At 65.1% G+C, this 18,730-nt stretch carries 19 protein-coding genes and 1 tRNA gene; all 20 read left to right on the top strand.

The window, feature by feature from the left end; all coding sequences use genetic code 11:
• Nucleotides 1–34 precede the first annotated feature (34 nt).
• Entirely contained in the window at nt 35–1,129 is a 1,095-nt protein-coding gene (tsaD, locus tag HTA01S_RS22265; RefSeq protein WP_068175405.1) for a tRNA (adenosine(37)-N6)-threonylcarbamoyltransferase complex transferase subunit TsaD, read from the top strand.
• Between the two features lie 121 nt (nt 1,130–1,250).
• Nucleotides 1,251–2,543, top strand: a complete 1,293-nt coding sequence (locus HTA01S_RS22260; RefSeq protein ID WP_068175404.1) for a branched-chain amino acid ABC transporter substrate-binding protein — start codon at nt 1,251–1,253, stop codon at nt 2,541–2,543.
• Nucleotides 2,544–2,672: 129 nt separating this feature from the next.
• Nucleotides 2,673–3,860 carry a pyridoxal phosphate-dependent aminotransferase gene (locus HTA01S_RS22255; RefSeq protein ID WP_068175402.1) on the top strand — a complete coding sequence of 396 codons (1,188 nt, stop codon included), beginning with the start codon at nt 2,673–2,675 and terminating at the stop codon, nt 3,858–3,860.
• A gap of 209 nt (nt 3,861–4,069) precedes the next feature.
• Complete coding sequence (gene rpsO, locus HTA01S_RS22250) at nt 4,070–4,336, top strand: 30S ribosomal protein S15 (RefSeq protein ID WP_068175401.1); 267 nt, start codon at nt 4,070–4,072, stop codon at nt 4,334–4,336.
• A 265-nt stretch (nt 4,337–4,601) separates the two neighbouring features.
• The gene (gene pnp / locus HTA01S_RS22245; protein WP_068175400.1) at nt 4,602–6,737 is read left to right on the top strand and encodes a polyribonucleotide nucleotidyltransferase; all 2,136 of its coding nucleotides are present in this window, start codon (nt 4,602–4,604) and stop codon (nt 6,735–6,737) included.
• 19 nt (nt 6,738–6,756) lie between these two features.
• Entirely contained in the window at nt 6,757–7,746 is a 990-nt protein-coding gene (locus tag HTA01S_RS22240) for an NAD(P)H-quinone oxidoreductase (protein ID WP_068175399.1), read from the top strand.
• A gap of 32 nt (nt 7,747–7,778) precedes the next feature.
• Nucleotides 7,779–8,525 carry a triose-phosphate isomerase gene (gene tpiA / locus HTA01S_RS22235; protein WP_068175398.1) on the top strand — a complete coding sequence of 249 codons (747 nt, stop codon included), beginning with the start codon at nt 7,779–7,781 and terminating at the stop codon, nt 8,523–8,525.
• A gap of 36 nt (nt 8,526–8,561) precedes the next feature.
• Nucleotides 8,562–8,966, top strand: a complete 405-nt coding sequence (secG, locus tag HTA01S_RS22230) for a preprotein translocase subunit SecG (protein ID WP_068175393.1) — start codon at nt 8,562–8,564, stop codon at nt 8,964–8,966.
• Between the two features lie 169 nt (nt 8,967–9,135).
• Nucleotides 9,136–9,220 (top strand) — tRNA-Leu (locus HTA01S_RS22225).
• A gap of 49 nt (nt 9,221–9,269) precedes the next feature.
• Nucleotides 9,270–9,629, top strand: coding sequence for an NADH-quinone oxidoreductase subunit A (locus HTA01S_RS22220; RefSeq protein WP_068175391.1), 360 nt, complete (start codon nt 9,270–9,272; stop codon nt 9,627–9,629).
• A 36-nt stretch (nt 9,630–9,665) separates the two neighbouring features.
• A complete protein-coding gene (locus HTA01S_RS22215) occupies nt 9,666–10,145 on the top strand; it encodes a NuoB/complex I 20 kDa subunit family protein (RefSeq protein WP_068175390.1) in 480 nt (159 codons plus the stop codon).
• A 40-nt stretch (nt 10,146–10,185) separates the two neighbouring features.
• Complete coding sequence (locus HTA01S_RS22210) at nt 10,186–10,806, top strand: NADH-quinone oxidoreductase subunit C (protein WP_068175389.1); 621 nt, start codon at nt 10,186–10,188, stop codon at nt 10,804–10,806.
• Between the two features lie 2 nt (nt 10,807–10,808).
• The gene (locus HTA01S_RS22205) at nt 10,809–12,062 is read left to right on the top strand and encodes an NADH-quinone oxidoreductase subunit D (protein ID WP_068175387.1); all 1,254 of its coding nucleotides are present in this window, start codon (nt 10,809–10,811) and stop codon (nt 12,060–12,062) included.
• A complete protein-coding gene (gene nuoE, locus HTA01S_RS22200) occupies nt 12,059–12,583 on the top strand; it encodes an NADH-quinone oxidoreductase subunit NuoE (RefSeq protein ID WP_068175385.1) in 525 nt (174 codons plus the stop codon). Before HTA01S_RS22205 ends, nuoE begins: the two co-directional genes overlap by 4 nt.
• Nucleotides 12,580–13,941 (top strand): NADH-quinone oxidoreductase subunit NuoF, encoded by a 1,362-nt coding sequence (nuoF, locus tag HTA01S_RS22195; protein WP_068175383.1) that lies wholly within the window; start codon nt 12,580–12,582, stop codon nt 13,939–13,941. The genes nuoE and nuoF overlap by 4 nt, the downstream gene beginning before the upstream one ends.
• A gap of 14 nt (nt 13,942–13,955) precedes the next feature.
• The gene (nuoG, locus tag HTA01S_RS22190; protein WP_068175380.1) at nt 13,956–16,106 is read left to right on the top strand and encodes an NADH-quinone oxidoreductase subunit NuoG; all 2,151 of its coding nucleotides are present in this window, start codon (nt 13,956–13,958) and stop codon (nt 16,104–16,106) included.
• Complete coding sequence (nuoH, locus tag HTA01S_RS22185; RefSeq protein WP_068175378.1) at nt 16,103–17,185, top strand: NADH-quinone oxidoreductase subunit NuoH; 1,083 nt, start codon at nt 16,103–16,105, stop codon at nt 17,183–17,185. Before nuoG ends, nuoH begins: the two co-directional genes overlap by 4 nt.
• A 15-nt stretch (nt 17,186–17,200) precedes the next feature.
• Nucleotides 17,201–17,728, top strand: a complete 528-nt coding sequence (gene nuoI / locus HTA01S_RS22180) for an NADH-quinone oxidoreductase subunit NuoI (RefSeq protein ID WP_068175376.1) — start codon at nt 17,201–17,203, stop codon at nt 17,726–17,728.
• A 33-nt stretch (nt 17,729–17,761) separates the two neighbouring features.
• The gene (locus tag HTA01S_RS22175; RefSeq protein ID WP_068175374.1) at nt 17,762–18,403 is read left to right on the top strand and encodes an NADH-quinone oxidoreductase subunit J; all 642 of its coding nucleotides are present in this window, start codon (nt 17,762–17,764) and stop codon (nt 18,401–18,403) included.
• A complete protein-coding gene (nuoK, locus tag HTA01S_RS22170) occupies nt 18,400–18,708 on the top strand; it encodes an NADH-quinone oxidoreductase subunit NuoK (RefSeq protein WP_068175372.1) in 309 nt (102 codons plus the stop codon). Before HTA01S_RS22175 ends, nuoK begins: the two co-directional genes overlap by 4 nt.
• Nucleotides 18,709–18,730: the final 22 nt, after the last annotated feature.

Genomic DNA, 18,730 nt, shown 5'->3' with positions numbered 1-18,730 from the left:
GCCCGCTTCAGGGCCCGCCCCGTACACTTCCGCCATGCTGATTTTGGGAATCGAATCGTCCTGCGACGAAACCGGCGTGGCCCTGGTGGACGCCAGTGGCCACGACACGCCGCGCCTGCTCGGCCACGCGCTGCACAGCCAGATCGAGATGCACCAGGCCTATGGCGGCGTGGTGCCCGAACTCGCCAGCCGCGACCACATCCGCCGCGTGCTGCCGCTGACCGACGAGGTGCTGGCGCAGACCGGTCTGTCGCTGTCGGCGGTGGACGCGGTGGCCTACACGCGCGGGCCGGGCCTGGCCGGCGCCCTGCTGGTGGGCTCCGGTGTGGCGTGTGCCATGGGCATGGCGCTGGGCAAGCCGGTGATGGGTGTGCACCACCTCGAAGGTCATCTGTTGTCGCCTTTTCTCAGCGCCGATCCACCCCGGTTCCCGTTCGTGGCCCTGTTGGTGTCCGGCGGGCACACCCAGCTGATGCGGGTGGACGGCGTGGGCCGCTACGAACTGCTGGGCGAAACCATTGACGACGCCGCGGGCGAGGCCTTTGACAAATCGGCCAAGCTGCTGGGGCTGGGCTACCCGGGCGGGCCCGCGCTGGCCCGGCTGGCTCTGGAGGGCAACCCGATGGCCTACAAGTTCCCGCGCCCCCTGCTGCACAGCGGGGACCTGGACTTTTCGTTCGCAGGCCTGAAAACGGCGGTGCTGACCCAGGTGAAGCGGCTTGCCCATGCGCGGCCCGAAGGCCCGGCCACGCCGCAGCTGGCGCAGGCGCTTAACGTGGCGCAGAAGGCCGACGTGGCCGCCAGCGTGCAGGCCGCCATCGTGGACGTGCTGGTGAAGAAGTCGCTCTCGGCGATCGCGTCCACCGGCCTGCGCCGCCTGGTGGTCGCCGGTGGGGTGGGCGCCAACGCGCTGCTGCGCGAGCAGCTCAACGCCGCCTGCCAGCGCCAGAACGTGCGCGTGCACTACCCGGAGCTGCACCTGTGCACCGACAACGGCGCCATGATCGCGCTGGCCGCGGGCCTGCGCGTGCAGGCCGGGCTGCTGGCGCCGAGCGGCGGCGCGGTAGCCTACCGCTTCGACGTCCGGCCCCGCTGGCCACTGTCGGAACTCGCCATCACGGCCCTCTGAAATACCCGGGTGGGGTAGGTTCTGTAATTATGAATTAGACTGCGCACGCCTGTCGCCTTGGTGACAGGCGTGCCATCGCCGGCGCCCAGCCGGCGGGTCTTGAACCACGGAGTGCATTCCCATGAACCGACCGAACTTCCCGCGCCGCCGCGCCCTGGCGGCCCTGCTGCTGGGCGCCGCCGGCGCCACCAGCGCCTGGGCCCAGAGCCCGGCCGCGCCCGCTGCCACCGCCGCTCCCGTGCGCATCGGCATGATCGAAGGCCTCTCGGGCCCGTTCGCCAACACCGGTGAAGCGGTGTACCGCAACCTGGTGTGGGCCACCGAGCGCGTCAACGCCCGCGGCGGCGTGAAGCTGCCCGGCGGCAACCGCCCGCTCGTCATCGAGCGTTTCGACAGCAAGGGCCAGACCGAAGAGGCGCTGTCGGCCCTGCGTTCGGCCATCGACCGCGACATCACCATCGTGACCCAGGGCAATTCCTCGGCCGCGGCCGCCGGCCTGATCGACGCCATCAACAAGCACAACGAGCGCGACACCACGAAGCAGGTGCTGTTCCTGAACTATTCGGCGGTGGACCCGGTGCTGACCAACCAGAAGTGCAGCTACTGGCACTTCCGCTTCGACGCCCACGCCGACATGCGCATGAGCGCGCTCATGAGCGTGCTGCGCGACGACCGCGAACTCAAGAGCGTCTACCTGATCGGCCAGGATTACAGCTTCGGCCAGGCGGTGCTGCGCGAAGCCCGCAGCCAGCTGGCCGCCAAGCGCCCGGACGTGAAGATCGTGGGCGACGAGCTGCACCCGATGGCGCGCGTGAAGGACTTCGCGCCCTACGCGGCCAAGATCAAGGCCAGTGGCGCGCAGGCCGTGCTGACCGGCAACTGGGGCAACGACCTGACGCTGCTGGTCAAGGCGGCCCGCGAGGCCGGTTTCGATGGCTCGTTCTACACCTTCTACGGCAACGCCCTGGGCGCGCCCGCGGCCATCGGCGACGCCGGCATCGGCAAGGTGGTGGCGGTGGCCGACTGGTTCCCCAACGTGCCGACGAAAGAGTCCGAGGCGTTCTACCAGTCGTTCCGCCAGCGCTTCCCCAACCCGGCCGATGACTACGTGCACATGCGCATGCAGCTCATGGTCGAGTCGCTGGCGCAGGCCATCGAACGCGCGGGCTCGGTCAACGCGGCCGCCGTGGCGGCGCAGCTGGAAAAGGCCAAGGTCAAGCTTGCCGGCCAGAGCGCCCACATGCGCGCCGCCGACCACCAGTTCCAGCAGCCGCTGGCGGTGGCGGTGATGGACCGCCAGGGCGCCCCCGGCGTCAAGTTCGACGTCGAAGGTTCTGGCTACGGCTTCCGCGTGGTGCGCCACCTGACGCCTGCGCAGGCCGAGCAGCCCCACGGCTGTAACATGACCCGGTAGATATTCCCCCCCGCCGCGCTTCGCGCGACCCCCCAGGGGGCAACACCTGCGGCCCAGCAAAGCCGGTTCCGCGGTGTTCTGGTCTAAGCGCTTTCGCGCGAACAGCCGATACGAAGAAGGAAATACCCGATGCGAGCCGTGGTGGAGAGTCTTGAAGAGTCGCGCATTCGCGAGGTGGCCAACGAAGGCCTGGGGCGCGAGGGTGTGCTCAAGTTCTGGTTTGGCGAGAGCGACGAGGTCACGCCGGCCTTCATTCGCGAGGCCGCCATCGCCTCGCTGCAGGCGGGTGAAACCTTCTACGCCCACAACCTGGGTCTGCCCGAACTGCGCCACGCCATTGCCGGCTACACCCACGGCCTGCATCCCCAGCAGAGCACCGACCAATGGTTCGACCGCATCGCCGTCACGTCCGGCGGCGTCAACGGCCTGATGCTGGCTTCGCAGGCGCTGGTGGAGGCGGGCGACGAGGTGGTGGTGGTCACGCCGGCCTGGCCCAACCTGGTGGCGCAGCCGCAGATCATGGGCGCCACGGTGAAGACCGTGCCGCTCAAGGTGGTGGCGCAGGGCGCGCACGCCGGTGCCTGGACGCTGGACATGGACGCCCTGATTGCGGCCATCACCCCGGCCACGCGGTTGCTGATCGTCAACGCGCCCAACAACCCCACCGGTTGGACGCTCACCCGCGACGAGCAGGCGGCCATCCTGGCGCACTGCCGCCGCACCGGCACCTGGATCCTGGCCGATGAGGTGTACGAGCGCCTGTATTTCGCGGGCGATTCGAGTCATGGCGCGGCGCCCAGTTTTCTGGACGTGGCCGTGCCGGAAGACCGCCTGATCGTGGCCCACAGTTTTTCCAAAAGCTTCCTCATGACCGGCTGGCGCCTGGGCTGGTTGGTACTGCCCAAACCGCTGACCCACGCCGTGGGCAAGCTGATCGAGTTCAACACCTCGTGCGCCCCGGTCTTCACCCAGCGCGCGGCCGTGGTGGCCATGGAGCGCGGTCAGGACGTCACACCCGCGCTGGTGGCGCACCTGCGGCGCTGCCGCGACACCCTGGTGCCGCTGCTGCAGGCCGTGCCCGGTGTCACGCTGGCCGAACCCCGGGGCGGCATGTACGCCTTTTTCCACCTGGCGGGGCAGGACGACTGCCTGGACACCGCCAAGCGCCTGGTGCGTGAAGCCGGCCTGGGCCTGGCGCCCGGCAGCGCTTTCGGCCCCGAGGCGGCCGGCTGGTTGCGCTGGTGTTTCGCCAGCCGGGACCCGCAGCGGCTGGAAGAGGGCGTGCAGCGCCTGGCGAGGTGGCTTGCCCGCGCCTGAGCGCGGCCACCCGATGACGGTTACGGGACGGTGGTTCCGCCGCCACAAAGCCGTGGCAGCGTGCCCCTGTCCAAGAAGGGACCGTGCGCTATAATTCGCGGTTGCCATCTTCTGGATGGCGATTCACGCCCGTTGCGGCGGTCGGATCTGAACCCCGTTCAGAGGCCGGCAGGCTGCGGCGGGACGCATGTAACCCCCAGGAATCCGACATGATCGAAAAATCCATCAAGGCAGCCGTTGTTGCCGACAACGCCCGCGCCGCCAACGACACCGGCAGCCCCGAAGTGCAGGTCGCCATCCTGACCGCCCGCATCAACGAGCTGACCCCCCACTTCAAGACCCATGCCAAAGACCACCACGGTCGCCGTGGCCTGCTGCGCATGGTGAGCCGCCGTCGCAAGCTGCTCGACTACCTGAAGTCCAAGGACGCCGACCGTTACGTCGCCCTGATCGCGAAACTGGGTCTGCGCAAGTAATTTTGGACCCGGCATGACACGCAAAACGCCTGAGTTGGTTCGCTGGCTCGGGCGATTTTTGTTTGTGCACGCCGTTTTTTGATTCCGGAAAAGCCGCAACAGAGCGAAGCTGTGTCATTCCAAAGGGACTGGTTGTCGTGAGGCAGGCGACCAGATCCTCTGGAATGGCATCGTGTTCTGGGTTGTTTTTCCGGGTTGTGTGCAGTGAATCTGCACGGTTTTCCATCCCGACTTTCAACGGGTGGTCACTCAAAGGAGAAACCCCATGAGCCTTTTCAACAAAGTCACCAAGACCTTCCAGTGGGGCCCGCACACGGTCACCATGGAAACCGGCGAAATCGCCCGCCAGGCCACCGGCGCCGTGCTGGTCAACATCGATGACACCGTGGTGCTCGCCACCGTGGTCGCCAAGACCGAAGCCAAGGCCGGGCAGGACTTCTTCCCCCTGACGGTTGACTACACCGAAAAATCGTACGCCGCCGGCAAGATCCCCGGCAGCTTCTTCAAGCGCGAAGGCCGCCCCAGCGAACTGGAAACGCTGACCTGCCGCCTGATCGACCGCCCGATCCGTCCGCTGTTCCCCGAAGGCTTCTACAACGAAGTCCAGGTCATCGTGCACGTGGTCAGCCTGAACCCCGAAGTGCAGGCCGACATCGCCGCCATGATCGCCACCAGCGCCGCGCTGGCCGTCAGCGGCATCCCGTTCAATGGCCCCATCGGTGCCGCTCGCGTGGGCTACGTCAACGGCGAGTACGTGCTCAACCCGGGCCAGACCCAGTTGAAGGACAGCCAGCTCGACCTCGTGGTCGCCGGCACGCAGGCCGCCGTGCTGATGGTGGAATCCGAAGCCCAGCAACTGAGCGAAGAAATCATGCTCGGTGCCGTGGTGTTCGGTCACGAGCAGGGCAACATCGCCATTGCCGCGATCAACGAGCTGGTGCGCGACGCCGGCAAACCGGCCTGGGACTGGCAGCCGCCGGCCAAGGACGAGGCGCTGATCGCCAAGATCGACGCCCTGGCCAAAGCCAAGCTCGAAGCCGCCTACCAGATTCGCAACAAGCAGGCCCGCACCCAGGCCTGCCGCGCCGCCTACGCCGACGTGATGGCCTCCCTGAAAGAAGAGGGCGTGGCCTTTGACAGCGTGGCCATCGAAGCCCTGCTGTTCGAGATCGAAGCCAAGATCGTGCGTGGCCAGATCCTGGCCGGCGAGCCCCGCATCGACGGCCGCGACACGCGCACCGTGCGCGCCATCGAAATCCGCAACGGCGTGCTGCCCCGCACCCATGGCTCTGCCCTGTTCACCCGCGGTGAAACCCAGGCACTGGTGGTGGCCACGCTCGGTACCGACCGCGACGCCCAGCGCATCGACGCGCTGGCTGGCGAGTTCGAAGACCGCTTCATGCTGCACTACAACATGCCTCCCTTTGCCACCGGTGAAGCCGGCCGTTTCGGCACCCCCAAGCGCCGCGAAATCGGCCACGGTCGCCTGGCCAAGCGCGCGCTGATCGCCGCCCTGCCGAGCAAGGAAGACTTCCCCTACACCATGCGCGTGGTCTCGGAAATCACCGAGTCCAACGGCTCCTCGTCGATGGCTTCGGTCTGCGGCGGCTGCCTGGCGCTGATGGACGCTGGCGTGCCCATGAAGGCGCATGTGGCCGGTATCGCCATGGGCCTGATCAAGGAAGGCAACCGCTTCGCGGTGCTGACCGACATCCTGGGTGACGAAGATCATCTGGGCGACATGGACTTCAAGGTCGCCGGCACCACCAACGGCATCTCGGCGCTGCAGATGGACATCAAGATCCAGGGCATCACCAAGGAAATCATGCAGGTCGCACTGGCCCAGGCCAAGGAAGCCCGCATGCACATCCTGGGCAAGATGCAGGAAGCCATGGGCGAAGCCAAGACCGAAGTCTCGAACTTCGCGCCCAAGCTCTTCACCATGAAGATCAACCCCGAGAAGATCCGTGACGTGATCGGCAAGGGCGGCGCCGTGATCCGCGCGCTGACCGAAGAGACCGGCACCCAGATCAACATCGACGAAGACGGCACCATCACCATCGCTTCGACCGACAGCGCCAAGGCCGACGAAGCCAAGCGCCGCATTGAGCAGATCACCGCCGAAGTCGAAATCGGCAAGATCTACGAAGGCCCGGTCACCAAGATCCTGGACTTCGGCGCCCTGATCAACCTGCTGCCCGGCAAGGACGGCCTGCTGCACATCAGCCAGATCGCTCACGAGCGTGTGGAAAAAGTGACCGACTACCTGACCGAAGGTCAGATCGTCAAGGTCAAGGTGCTGGAGACCGACGAAAAGGGCCGCGTCAAGCTGTCCATGAAGGCGCTGATCGACCGCAACAGCGGCGAGCAGGCCCAGCAGCAACAGCAGCAGCAACAGTGAGTCGCGCGCACGTCTGGTCATGAAAGCCGTTGAAATCAGCGCCTTTGGCGCTCCCGAGGTGCTGCGCCTGAGCGATCGTCCCATGCCCGTAGCGGGCGCGGGCGAGCTGCTCATCCGCGTCGCTGCATCGGGGGTCAACCGGCCCGACGTGCTGCAACGCACTGGCAACTACCCCGTGCCGCCAGGCGCGTCCGACATTCCCGGCCTCGAAGTGGCGGGCGTGATCGAATCGGGCGACGAGGCGGCCATGGCGGCGGCCGGATTCCAGGTCGGCGACCGGGTCTGTGCGCTGGTGGCGGGTGGGGGTTATGCCCAGTACTGCGTGGCGCCGGTGGCGCAGTGCCTGCCGGTCCCTGAGGGGCTGGACGATGTGGCCGCGGCCTCCTTGCCCGAGACCTTCTTCACCGTCTGGAGCAATGTGTTTGATCGCGCCCGTCTGCAGGCCGGTGAAACCCTGTTGATCCAGGGTGGCACCAGCGGCATCGGCGTGACCGCCATCCAGATGGCCAAGGCTCTGGGTGCGCGCGTGATCGCCACCGCGGGCAGCGACGACAAGTGCGCGGCCTGCCTGGCGCTGGGGGCCGACCACGCCATCAATTACAAGACGCAGGACTTCGTGCGCGCCGTGGCCGACTTCACCGAAGGACGCGGCGTCAACGTGGTGCTCGACATGGTGGCCGGCAGCTACGTGGCGCGTGAGCTGGACTGCCTGGCCGAGGATGGTCGGCTGGTCTTCATCGCGGTGCAGGGCGGCGTCAAGGCCGAGATCAACGCTGGCACGGTGCTGCGGCGCCGTCTGACCATCACGGGCTCGACCCTGCGTCCGCGCCCGGTGGCCTTCAAGGCGGCGATCGCGAGTGCCTTGCGCGAACACGTCTGGCCGTTGCTGGCCAGCGGCCGCATCAAGCCCGTGATCTACCGGGTGTTCGATGCCGCTGACGCAGCGGCCGCCCACGAACTGATGGAATCCAACCGCCACATCGGCAAGCTCGTCCTGACCTGGGCGTGACCGGTGTGCGTCGTCAAGCTGGAGTGAATCCCATGAAAAAACTGATCGCAGGCAACTGGAAAATGAACGGCTCGCTGGCCGCCAACGAAGCCTTGGTCAAGGCCATGCTCGACGGCCTGCAGGGCTCGGCGCCCGCGGCCGACATGGCCCTGTGCGTCCCTGCGCCCTATCTGGCACAGCTGCAGTCCTTGCTGCAAGGCAGCCCTGTGGCCTGGGGGGCGCAGGACGTTTCGGCCCACGAGCAAGGCGCATACACCGGCGAGGTGAGTGTGGCCATGCTCAAGGACTTCGGTTGCCGCTACGCCATCGTCGGTCACTCCGAGCGCCGTCAGTACCACGGTGAGACCGATGCCCTGGTGGCGGCGAAGGCCCAGCGCGCGCTGGCGGCCGGCGTCACGCCCATCGTGTGTGTGGGTGAAACCCTGGACGAACGTGAAGCGGGTCAGACCGAGGCCGTGGTCAAGCGCCAGCTCGCCGCGGTGATCCACGCGGTGGCCCATTGCACCAGCGAGATCGTGGTGGCCTATGAGCCCGTGTGGGCCATCGGCACTGGCAAGACCGCCACCCCCGACATGGCCCAGCAAGTGCATGCCGTGCTGCGTGCGCAGCTGTCGGCGGCCACGCAACACCCCGAGCGTGTGCACATCCTCTACGGCGGCAGCATGAATGCCGCCAACGCGGCCAGCCTGCTGGCGCAGCCCGACATCGATGGCGGTTTGATCGGCGGTGCGTCGCTCAAGGCCGCAGACTTTTTGCAGATCGTGGCCGCGGCGCGTTGAGCCCCGGACACGTTTCCCACCATTCCGGAGAAAAAAATGAATGTTTTGTTGACCATCCTCCTCGCGGTGCAGATTCTTTCCGCGCTCGGCATGATCGGCCTGATCCTGATGCAGCACGGCAAGGGTGCCGATGCGGGCGCCGCCTTTGGCGGCGGCGCGGGCTCCGCGAGCCTGTTCGGTGCTTCGGGGGGCGCGAACTTCCTGTCCCGCAGCACGGCTGTGCTGGCCGGCATCTTCCTCTCCTGCACGCTGGGCCTGGCCTACTTCGGCAACCTGCGTGAAGCACCGAGTTCGGGCAGCGTGTTGGAGGGTGCGGCAGCACCCGCACAGCAGCCGGCAGCGGCCCAGATCCCCGACTCCACCTCTGGCCAACCGGCCGCTCCGGCCGCCGCGGAAACGCAGCCCGCAGGCACGGGCGCCGCGCAGATTCCAGGCAAGTAATTTTTGTGAAATCGATCGGTGGTAAAGGGCACTTTCCTGTTGCTCCACTCTACCGATATGGTTTGAAAAACCATGGTGTGCCCTGAAAATCAAGGTGGATTCAGGGTAAACTCTATGGGTTGTCAGCAAGGCTCACACCGACCCTCGTGAGCCAGACAATGCAGACCCAGCCGACGTGGTGAAATTGGTAGACACGCTATCTTGAGGGGGTAGTGGCGAAAGCTGTGCGAGTTCGAGTCTCGCCGTCGGCACCAATCTTTGGACAACATGGCCCGTGAGCCATGTCAGCGGAACTTACCCAAGATGAGTCTCGAACAATACCTTCCCGTGCTCTTGTTCATTTTGGTGGGTATCGCTATCGGGATCATTCCCCAGGTCCTGGGCTACATCCTCGGCCCCAACCGCCCGGACGCGGAAAAGAACTCCCCTTACGAATGCGGCTTCGAGGCTTTCGAAGATGCTCGCATGAAGTTCGATGTGCGCTACTACCTGGTGGCCATTCTCTTCATTCTGTTCGATCTCGAGATCGCGTTTCTCATCCCCTGGGCCGTGGCCTTTTCCGACATTGGCGTCACCGGCTTTCTGGCGGGGGTGGTTTTCCTGGCCATTCTGACCGTGGGCTTTGCCTATGAGTGGAAAAAAGGTGCGCTGGATTGGGAATGATGAACAGCAACACGTGCGGGATCACCGGAGCAGCTCATGATTGAAGGCGTTTTCAAGGAAGGTTTTGTCACCACGAGCTATGACTCGGTGGTGAACTGGGCCAAGACCGGATCGCTGTGGCCCATGACTTTCGGTCTGGCTTGCTGCGCGGTGGAGATGATGCATGCGGCCACGGCGCGTTACGACCTGGGGCGTTTCGGTGCCGAGGTGTTTCGCGCCAGTCCGCGCCAGTCCGACCTGATGATCGTGGCCGGCACCTTGTGCAACAAGATGGCGCCGGCGTTGCGCAAGGTCTACGACCAGATGGCCGAGCCGCGCTGGGTGCTCTCCATGGGGTCGTGCGCCAATGGTGGCGGCTATTACCACTACAGCTACTCGGTGGTGCGCGGTTGCGACCGGATCGTGCCGGTTGATGTCTACGTGCCGGGCTGTCCGCCCACGGCCGAGGCGCTGCTGTACGGAATCATCCAGTTGCAGCAGAAGATCCGCCGCACAAACACCATCGCGCGTGCCTGAGCGGTTGCGGTCCACGGGTTCAAGTCCAGAAAGACGGTTCATGAGCGAGACAGCCACGCCCTACACAACAAGCCCTGAAGCCATTCAGGCTTCTCTCTCCGCTTTGCTGGGCGAGCGGGCGCAGTCGATCGACATCGAGCGCGGTGAGGTGACCCTGGTGGTGGCCGCCGCCGACTACCTGGCGGTGATGCAGACGTTGCGTGACGCGCCGCAAACACGGTTCGAACAACTGATCGATCTGTGTGGCATGGACTACTCCACCTACGGCGACGGTCGCTGGGAGGGGTCGCGCTTCGCTGTGGTGGTGCACCTGCTGTCCGTCAGTCTCAATCATCGGGTGCGCGTTCGCGTGTTCTGCCCCGAGGACGATTTCCCTGTCGTGGCTTCTGTGTCGGAGCTTTGGGCGTCGGCCAACTGGTACGAGCGCGAGGCCTTCGATCTCTATGGCATCGTGTTCGAGGGACACAACGACCTGCGCCGCATCCTGACCGACTACGGATTCATCGGCCACCCCTTCCGCAAGGACTTCCCGTTGTCGGGCCACGTCGAGATGCGCTACGACGCCGAGCGCCTGCGGGTGGTCTACGAGCCGGTGACCATCGAGCCTCGTGAAATCACGCCACGCGTGATCCGTGAAGACAACTACGGCGGACTGCACTGACCATGGCTGAAATCAAGAACTACACCCTGAACTTCGGTCCGCAGCACCCGGCCGCGCACGGCGTGTTGCGCCTGGTGCTGGAGCTCGATGGTGAGGTCGTGCAGCGCGCCGACCCGCACATCGGCCTGCTGCACCGCGCCACCGAAAAGCTGGCCGAGCACAAGACCTTCATCCAGTCGCTGCCCTACATGGACCGGTTGGACTACGTCTCGATGATGTGCAACGAGCACGCCTACTGTCTGGCCATCGAAAAGTTGCTGGGCATCGAGGTGCCGATCCGTGCGCAGTACATCCGCGTGATGTTCAGCGAGATCACCCGCCTGCTCAACCACCTGATGTGGCTGGGTTCACACGGCAACGACTGCGGCAGCTCGACCATCCTGATCTACGCATTCCGCGAGCGCGAAGACCTGTTCGACATGTACGAAGCCGTGTCGGGTGCGCGCATGCATGCGGCCTACTTCCGTCCGGGCGGTGTCTACCGCGACCTGCCGGACACGATGCCGCAATACAAGCACAGCAAGATCCGCAACGCCAAGGCCATGGCGGAAATGAACACCAACCGCCAGGGTTCGTTGCTGGACTTCATCGATGACTTCACCCAGCGTTTCCCCACCTACCTGGCCGAATACCACACGCTGCTCACCGACAACCGCATCTGGAAACAGCGCACCGTCGGCATCGGTGTGGTCACGCCCGAGCGTGCGCTCAACCTCGGCATGACCGGCCCCATGCTGCGCGGTTCCGGCATCGCCTGGGACCTGCGCAAGAAGCAGCCGTACGACGTGTACGACCGCATGGACTTCGACATCCCCGTCGGCAAGACCGGTGACACCTACGACCGTTACCTCGTCCGCATGGAAGAGATGAAGCAGTCCAACCGCATCATCAAGCAGTGCGTGGACTGGCTGCGGGTGAACCCGGGCCCGGTCATCACCGACAACCACAAGGTGGCGCCGCCTTCTCGCGAAGCGATGAAGTCGAGCATGGAAGAGCTGATCCATCACTTCAAGCTGTTCACCGAAGGTTTCCACGTGCCCGAAGGCGAAGCCTACGCGGCCGTCGAACATCCCAAGGGGGAGTTCGGTATCTACCTCGTGAGCGACGGCGCCAACAAGCCGTACCGACTGAAGATCCGCGCCCCCGGTTTTGCCCACCTGTCCACTATGGACGAGATGGCCAAAGGTCACATGCTGGCCGACGCGGTCGCCATCATCGGCACCATGGACATCGTTTTTGGAGAGATTGACCGATGATCTCTGAGACCCAAGCCGTGAGCGCCGCGACGCTCGCCGATGCCACGCTGCAGCGCTTTGCGCGCGAGGTGGCCAAGTACCCCGCGGACCAGAAGCAGTCGGCCGTCATGGCCTGTCTGGCCATCGTGCAGCAGGAGCAAGGCCATGTGAGCTTGGCCGCTGAGAAGGCCATTGCCGCCTACCTCGACATGGCACCCATGGCGGTGCACGAGGTCACGACCTTCTACAACATGTACAACCAGCGGCCAGTGGGCAAGTACAAGCTCAACGTCTGCACCAACCTGCCGTGCCAGCTGCGCGACGGCAACAAGGCGCTGGCCCACCTGGAGCACAAGCTGGGCATCGCCATGGGCGAAACCACGGCCGATGGCCTGTTCACCCTGCAGCAGAGCGAGTGCCTGGGCGCTTGCGCCGACTCGCCGGTGATGCTGGTCAACGACCGCCACATGTGCAGCTTCATGAGCAACGACAAACTCGACCAGCTGATCGACGGTCTGAAGGCCGCGGAGGCCAAGGCATGAACGCAGAACAGGTGATTTTGCAGTTTCGCGCCACCGGCGTGCAGACCTGTTTCCACGACCGTCACATCAATCCCCAGATCTATGCCGGACTCAACGGCAGCAACTGGTCGCTGCAGGACTACGTGGCGCGCGGCGGTTACCAGGCCTTGCGCAAGGTGCTGGGCCAGGATGGTTCCGAAGGCCTCTCGCAGGATCAGGTGATCGCCACCGTGAAAGAGTCCGCACTGCGCGGGCGCGGTGGCGCAGGTTTCCCGACCGGCCTGAAGTGGAGCTTCATGCCGCGCCAGTTTCCGGGTCAGAAGTACCTCGTGTGCAATTCGGATGAAGGCGAGCCGGGGACCTGCAAGGACCGCGACATCCTGATGTTCAACCCGCACATCGTCATCGAGGGCATGGCCATCGCGGCGTATGCCATGGGCATCAGCGTGGGCTACAACTACATCCACGGCGAGATCTTCGAGGTCTACGACCGCTTCGAAGCCGCTCTGGAAGAAGCGCGTGCCGCGGGCTTCCTGGGTGACAAGATTCTGGGCAGCAACTTCAGTTTCCAGTTGCACGCGTTTCACGGGTTCGGCGCCTACATCTGCGGTGAAGAGACCGCGCTGCTCGAATCGCTGGAAGGCAAGAAGGGTCAACCGCGCTTCAAACCGCCGTTCCCGGCCAGCTTCGGCCTGTACGGCAAGCCCACCACCATCAACAACACAGAGACCTTCGCGGCCGTGCCCTGGATCATCCGCAACGGCGGCCAGGCCTATCTTGAGTGCGGCAAGCCCAACAACGGCGGCACCAAGATCTATTCGGTCAGCGGCGATGTGGAGCGCCCGGGCAACTACGAAGTCCCCATGGGCACGCCGTTTGCCAAGCTGCTGGAGCTCGCCGGCGGTGTGCGCACCGGTCGTCAGCTCAAGGCCGTGATCCCCGGTGGCTCGTCGTCGCCCGTGCTGCCCGCATCCATCATCATGGAATGCACCATGGACTACGACTCCATTGCCAAGGCCGGCTCCATGCTCGGCTCGGGAGCGGTGATCGTGATGGACGACTCGCGATGCATGGTCGAGTCGCTCAAGCGCCTGTCCTACTTCTACATGCACGAGAGCTGTGGACAGTGCACGCCCTGCCGCGAAGGCACGGGCTGGCTCTGGCGCCTGGTGGACCGCATCCACCGAGGCGACGGTCGCCCGGCCGACATGGCGCTGCTGGACAACGTGGCCGAGAACATCATGGGCCGCACCATCTGCGCCCTGGGCGACGCGGCAGCCATGCCGGTGCGCGCCATGATCAAACATTTCCGGCCCGAGTTCGAGGCCATGATCAAAGCCGATGCCGCTGCTTCACAGCCGGCCCCGGCCGCGGTCTGATAGCGGGACACACCATGGTTGAAATCGAACTCGACGGCCAGAAGGTCGCAGTGCCACCGGGCAGCATGGTCATGCATGCCGCCGAGAAGGCGGGCACTTACATTCCGCATTTCTGCTACCACAAGAAGCTCTCCATCGCAGCCAACTGCCGCATGTGTCTGGTGGACGTGGAGAAGGCGCCCAAGCCCATGCCGGCCTGTGCCACACCGGTCACGCAGGGCATGATCGTTCGCACCAAGAGCGACAAGGCCATCAAGGCCCAGCAGTCGGTGATGGAGTTCCTGCTCATCAACCATCCGCTGGACTGCCCGATCTGCGACCAGGGCGGCGAGTGCCAGTTGCAGGATCTGGCCGTGGGCTATGGCGGCTCCGGTTCGCGCTACGAAGAAGAAAAACGCGTGGTGTTCCACAAAGACGTGGGGCCGCTGATTTCCATGGAGGAAATGAGCCGTTGTATCCACTGCACCCGCTGCGTGCGCTTCGGCCAGGAGATCGCCGGTGTGATGGAGCTGGGCATGTCGCACCGTGGCGAACACGCCGAGATTGAGGCCTTCGTTGGCAACACGGTGGACTCCGAGCTGTCGGGCAACATGATCGACCTCTGCCCCGTGGGTGCGCTCACCAGCAAGCCTTTCCGCTATAGCGCCCGCACCTGGGAACTCTCGCGCCGCAAGAGTGTGAGCCCACACGACGGCACCGGGGCCAACCTGATCGTCCAGGTGAAGAACCACAAGGTGATGCGCGTCGTGCCGTTCGAGAACGACGCCATCAACGAGTGCTGGATCGCCGACCGTGACCGTTTCTCCTACGAAGCCGTCAACAGCGAAGACCGTCTGACCGCGCCCATGCTCAAGCAGGGCGGCGAGTGGAAGACGGTGGACTGGCAGACCGCGCTCGAATACGTGGCCAACGGCCTCAAGGAGCTCAAGACCGAACACGGTGCTGGCGCCATCGGTCTGCTCGCCAGCCCGCACAGCACGCTCGAAGAGCTCGCGCTGGCCGGTGCCCTGGTGCGCGGCCTGGGCAGTGAAAACATCGACAGCCGCTTGCGCCAGGCGGACTTCGGCAACGCCGCCGCCGCTGGGTCGGCACGCTGGCTGGGCATGCCCATTGCCGCGCTGTCTTCCCTCCAGCGCGTGCTGGTCGTGGGGTCCTCCCTGCGCAAAGACCATCCGCTGTTCGCGCAGCGCATTCGCCAAGCCGTCCGCAAGGGGGCTCAGGTGAATGTGGTCAGCGACCAGATGCAAGACTGGGCGATGCCGATCGCGAACGCCGTGACCGTCGACAGCAATCTCTGGGTGGCGGCACTCGCCGGCATCGCTGCGGCCGTGGCCGCTGAAACCGGCGTGCAGACACCCATCGCGGGTGAGATCAACGACACGACCCGCGCCGTGGCCAGGTCCTTGTTGGATGGTGAACAGAAAGCCATCCTGCTGGGCAACGCTGCGGCTCACCATGAGAAGGCGTCCAGCCTGCTCTCGCTGGCCAACTGGATCGCCCAGCAAACCGGCGCGAAGGTCGGCTACCTCATCGAAGCCGCGAACACCGTGGGTGCCCAACTGGTGCGAGCGGTGCCGGGGCAGGGTGGTCTGCATGCGGGCCAGATGCTGGGTGGTGCCCTCAAGGCCACGCTGTTGCTCAACACCGAGCCGGCTTTCGACAGCGCGGTCGGCGCCCAGGGCCTGCGCTCGTGCGGCGGCATGGTCGTCACACTCAGCCCCTTCAAGGCCAACATGGACGTGAGCGACGTGCTCCTGCCCATCGCTCCGTTCACCGAAACCTCGGGCTCCTTCGTCAATGCCGAAGGCCGTCTGCAGAGTTTCCACGCCGTGGTGCGCCCGCTGGGCGACACGCGCCCGGCCTGGAAGGTGTTGCGCGTGTTGGGCAATCTGCTGGGCCTGTCGGGGTTCGATGCCGACTCCTCGCAGGCGGTGCTGGCTTCGGTGCTGCCGGGTGTGGCTTCGGGTGACGTGGTGGCCGCTGCCCGCCTGTCGAACGCCGACGCTGGCGTCGGCCCGGCCGCTGCCGACCTGGGCCCTGTCCAGTCCCAGCCCTGCGTGGCCTCGATCTACCAGCTCGATTCGCTGGTGCGTCGCGCCACCTCGCTGCAACTCACGAGCGATGCACGGACCGGTCGCACCGTGGTCGAAGGAGCAAGTGCATGATCGACGCGATGTACAACGGCGGCATGGGTCTGATCGCCGCCCCGTGGTGGACCACCGCGGCCTGGCCGGTGCTCTGGATCCTGATCAAGATTGTGGTGGTGCTGGCGCCCCTGATGGGCGCGGTGGCTTACCTCACGCTGTGGGAGCGCAAGCTGCTGGGTTTCATGCAGGTGCGTCTGGGCCCCAACCGGGTCGGACCGTTTGGTCTGCTGCAGCCGATCGCCGATGCGATCAAGTTGCTGACCAAGGAAATCATCAGCCCCAGTGCCGCCGCCAGCGGGCTGTTCCGTCTGGGGCCGATCATGGCCATCATGCCGGCGCTGGCCGCGTGGGTGGCGGTGCCCTTCGGGCCCGAGGCGGTGCTGGCCAACGTGAACGCCGGCCTGCTGGTGATTCTGGCCATCACCTCGATCGAGGTCTATGGCGTGATCATCGCCGGCTGGGCATCGAACTCCAAATACGCCTTCCTGGGGGCGCTGCGCGCCTCGGCCCAGATGGTGAGCTATGAGATCGCGATCGGCTTCTGTTTCCTGGTGGTGATCATGACCGCCGGCAGTTTGCACCTGGGCGAGATCGTGGCGTCGCAGAGCCGCGGCATGGCCGCCGGCATGGGGCTGAACTTCCTGTCCTGGAACTGGCTGCCCCTGCTGCCGATCTTCTTCGTGTACCTGATCTCGGGCGTGGCCGAAACCAACCGCCACCCCTTCGACGTGGTCGAAGGCGAAGCCGAGATCGTGGCAGGCCATATGGTCGAGTACTCGGGCATGGGTTTCGCCATCTTCTTCCTGGCCGAATACGCCAGCATGTGGCTGGTGTCCATCCTGGGCGTGCTGATGTTCCTGGGCGGCTGGCTGCCACCCATCGACAGCGCGCTCTTCAACTGGATCCCCGGCTGGATCTGGCTCGGCCTCAAGACCTTCCTGGTCGTGTCCATGTTCATCTGGATCCGGGCCACCTTCCCGCGCTTCCGCTACGACCAGATCATGCGTCTGGGCTGGAAGATTTTCATTCCCGTGACACTGATCTGGTTGCTCCTCGTGGGCGGTCTGATGCAGACGCCGTGGAACATCTGGAAATAAGCTGGGCGAACCACCATGTCTACCACCTCCGCCACCCCGGCCGTTGTCGCGCCGTTTTCCCTGCGCGATTTCTTCAAGAGTTTCCTGTTAGTCGAGCTTTTCAAGGGCCTGGCCCTGACCGGGCGCTACGCGTTGCGCCGCAAGGTGACGGTGCAGTTCCCGGAAGAAAAGACCCCGCTGTCGCCGCGTTTTCGCGGCCTGCATGCGCAGCGCCGGTACGAGAACGGCGAAGAGCGCTGCATCGCCTGCAAGCTGTGCGAGGCGGTGTGCCCGGCCCTGGCCATCACCATCGAGGCCGGCGAACGCGCGTCGGACGGCACGCGCCGCACCACCCGCTATGACATCGACCTGACCAAGTGCATCTTCTGCGGTTTCTGCGAAGAGGCTTGCCCGGTGGACGCGATTGTGGAGACCCACATCCTCGAATACCACGGTGAAAAGCGCGGCGACCTGTACTTCACCAAAGAGATGCTGCTGGCCGTGGGTGACCGCTACGAAACCGAGATCGCTGCCGCCAAGGCGGCCGATGCTCCCTACCGCTGACCCTGGGCTGACCCTCGACCGAAGAACCATTCCATGGACTACCAGACCGGCTTTTTCTACCTGTTCGCGGCGGTGCTGCTGTTTGCGGCCTTCCGCGTGATCACCGCGCGCAACCCCGTGCACGCGGTGCTCTATCTGATGCTGTCGTTTTCCCAGGCGTCGGCCCTGTGGCTGCTGCTCAAGGCCGAGTTCCTGGGCCTGACGCTGGTGCTGGTGTACCTTGGTGCCGTGATGGTGCTGTTCCTGTTCGTGGTGATGATGCTCGACATCAAGCTCGAAGGCGGTCGCTGGAGCTTCTGGCAACACTTCCCGCTCGCCGCGGCGCTGGGCGCCCTGGTGGCGGCCGAGATCATTGCCGTGCTGTGGGCCGGTTTCCCGTCCATCGTCATGGCGTCTTCTGCACCGATGCCTGCGAGCTATTCGAACACCGGAGAACTCGGCCGCCTGTTGTACAGCGAGTACCTGTACCCGATCCAGGTGGCGGCGGTGATCCTGCTGGTGGCGATGGTCGCTGCGATCGCGCTCACGCTGCGCCAGCGCAAGGACAGCAAGGCCATCAACCCCGGGCTGCAGGTGCACGTGCGCGCCAGCGACCGTCTGGTGGTGCTGCCCATGGCCGCCACCCAATCCGCGCCCCTGGTCGACGCGGCCGTCGTTGAGGAGAGCAAGGCATGAGCATCACACTGGGTCACTTCCTGTCCGTGGGCGCGATCCTGTTCGCCCTGTCGGTGATCGGCATTTTCCTGAACCGCAAGAACCTCATCGTGCTGCTCATGGCCATCGAGCTGATGCTGCTGGCCGTGAACATGAATTTCGTGGCGTTCTCCCATTTCCTGGGTGACATGCATGGCCAGGTCTTCGTTTTCTTCATCCTGACGGTGGCCGCGGCCGAGTCGGCGATCGGTCTGGCCATCCTGGTGCTGCTGTTCCGCAACAAGGCGTCCATCAGCGTCGAAGAACTCAACACCCTCCAGGGTTGATGACCATGTGCCCTCACGCTCG

It is taken from the genome of Hydrogenophaga taeniospiralis CCUG 15921, assembly GCF_001592305.1.
GTDB lineage: Bacteria > Pseudomonadota > Gammaproteobacteria > Burkholderiales > Burkholderiaceae_C > Hydrogenophaga > Hydrogenophaga taeniospiralis.
Note: the sequence above shows the minus strand (reverse complement) of the source record. Positions and strands in the feature narration are given on the sequence as shown.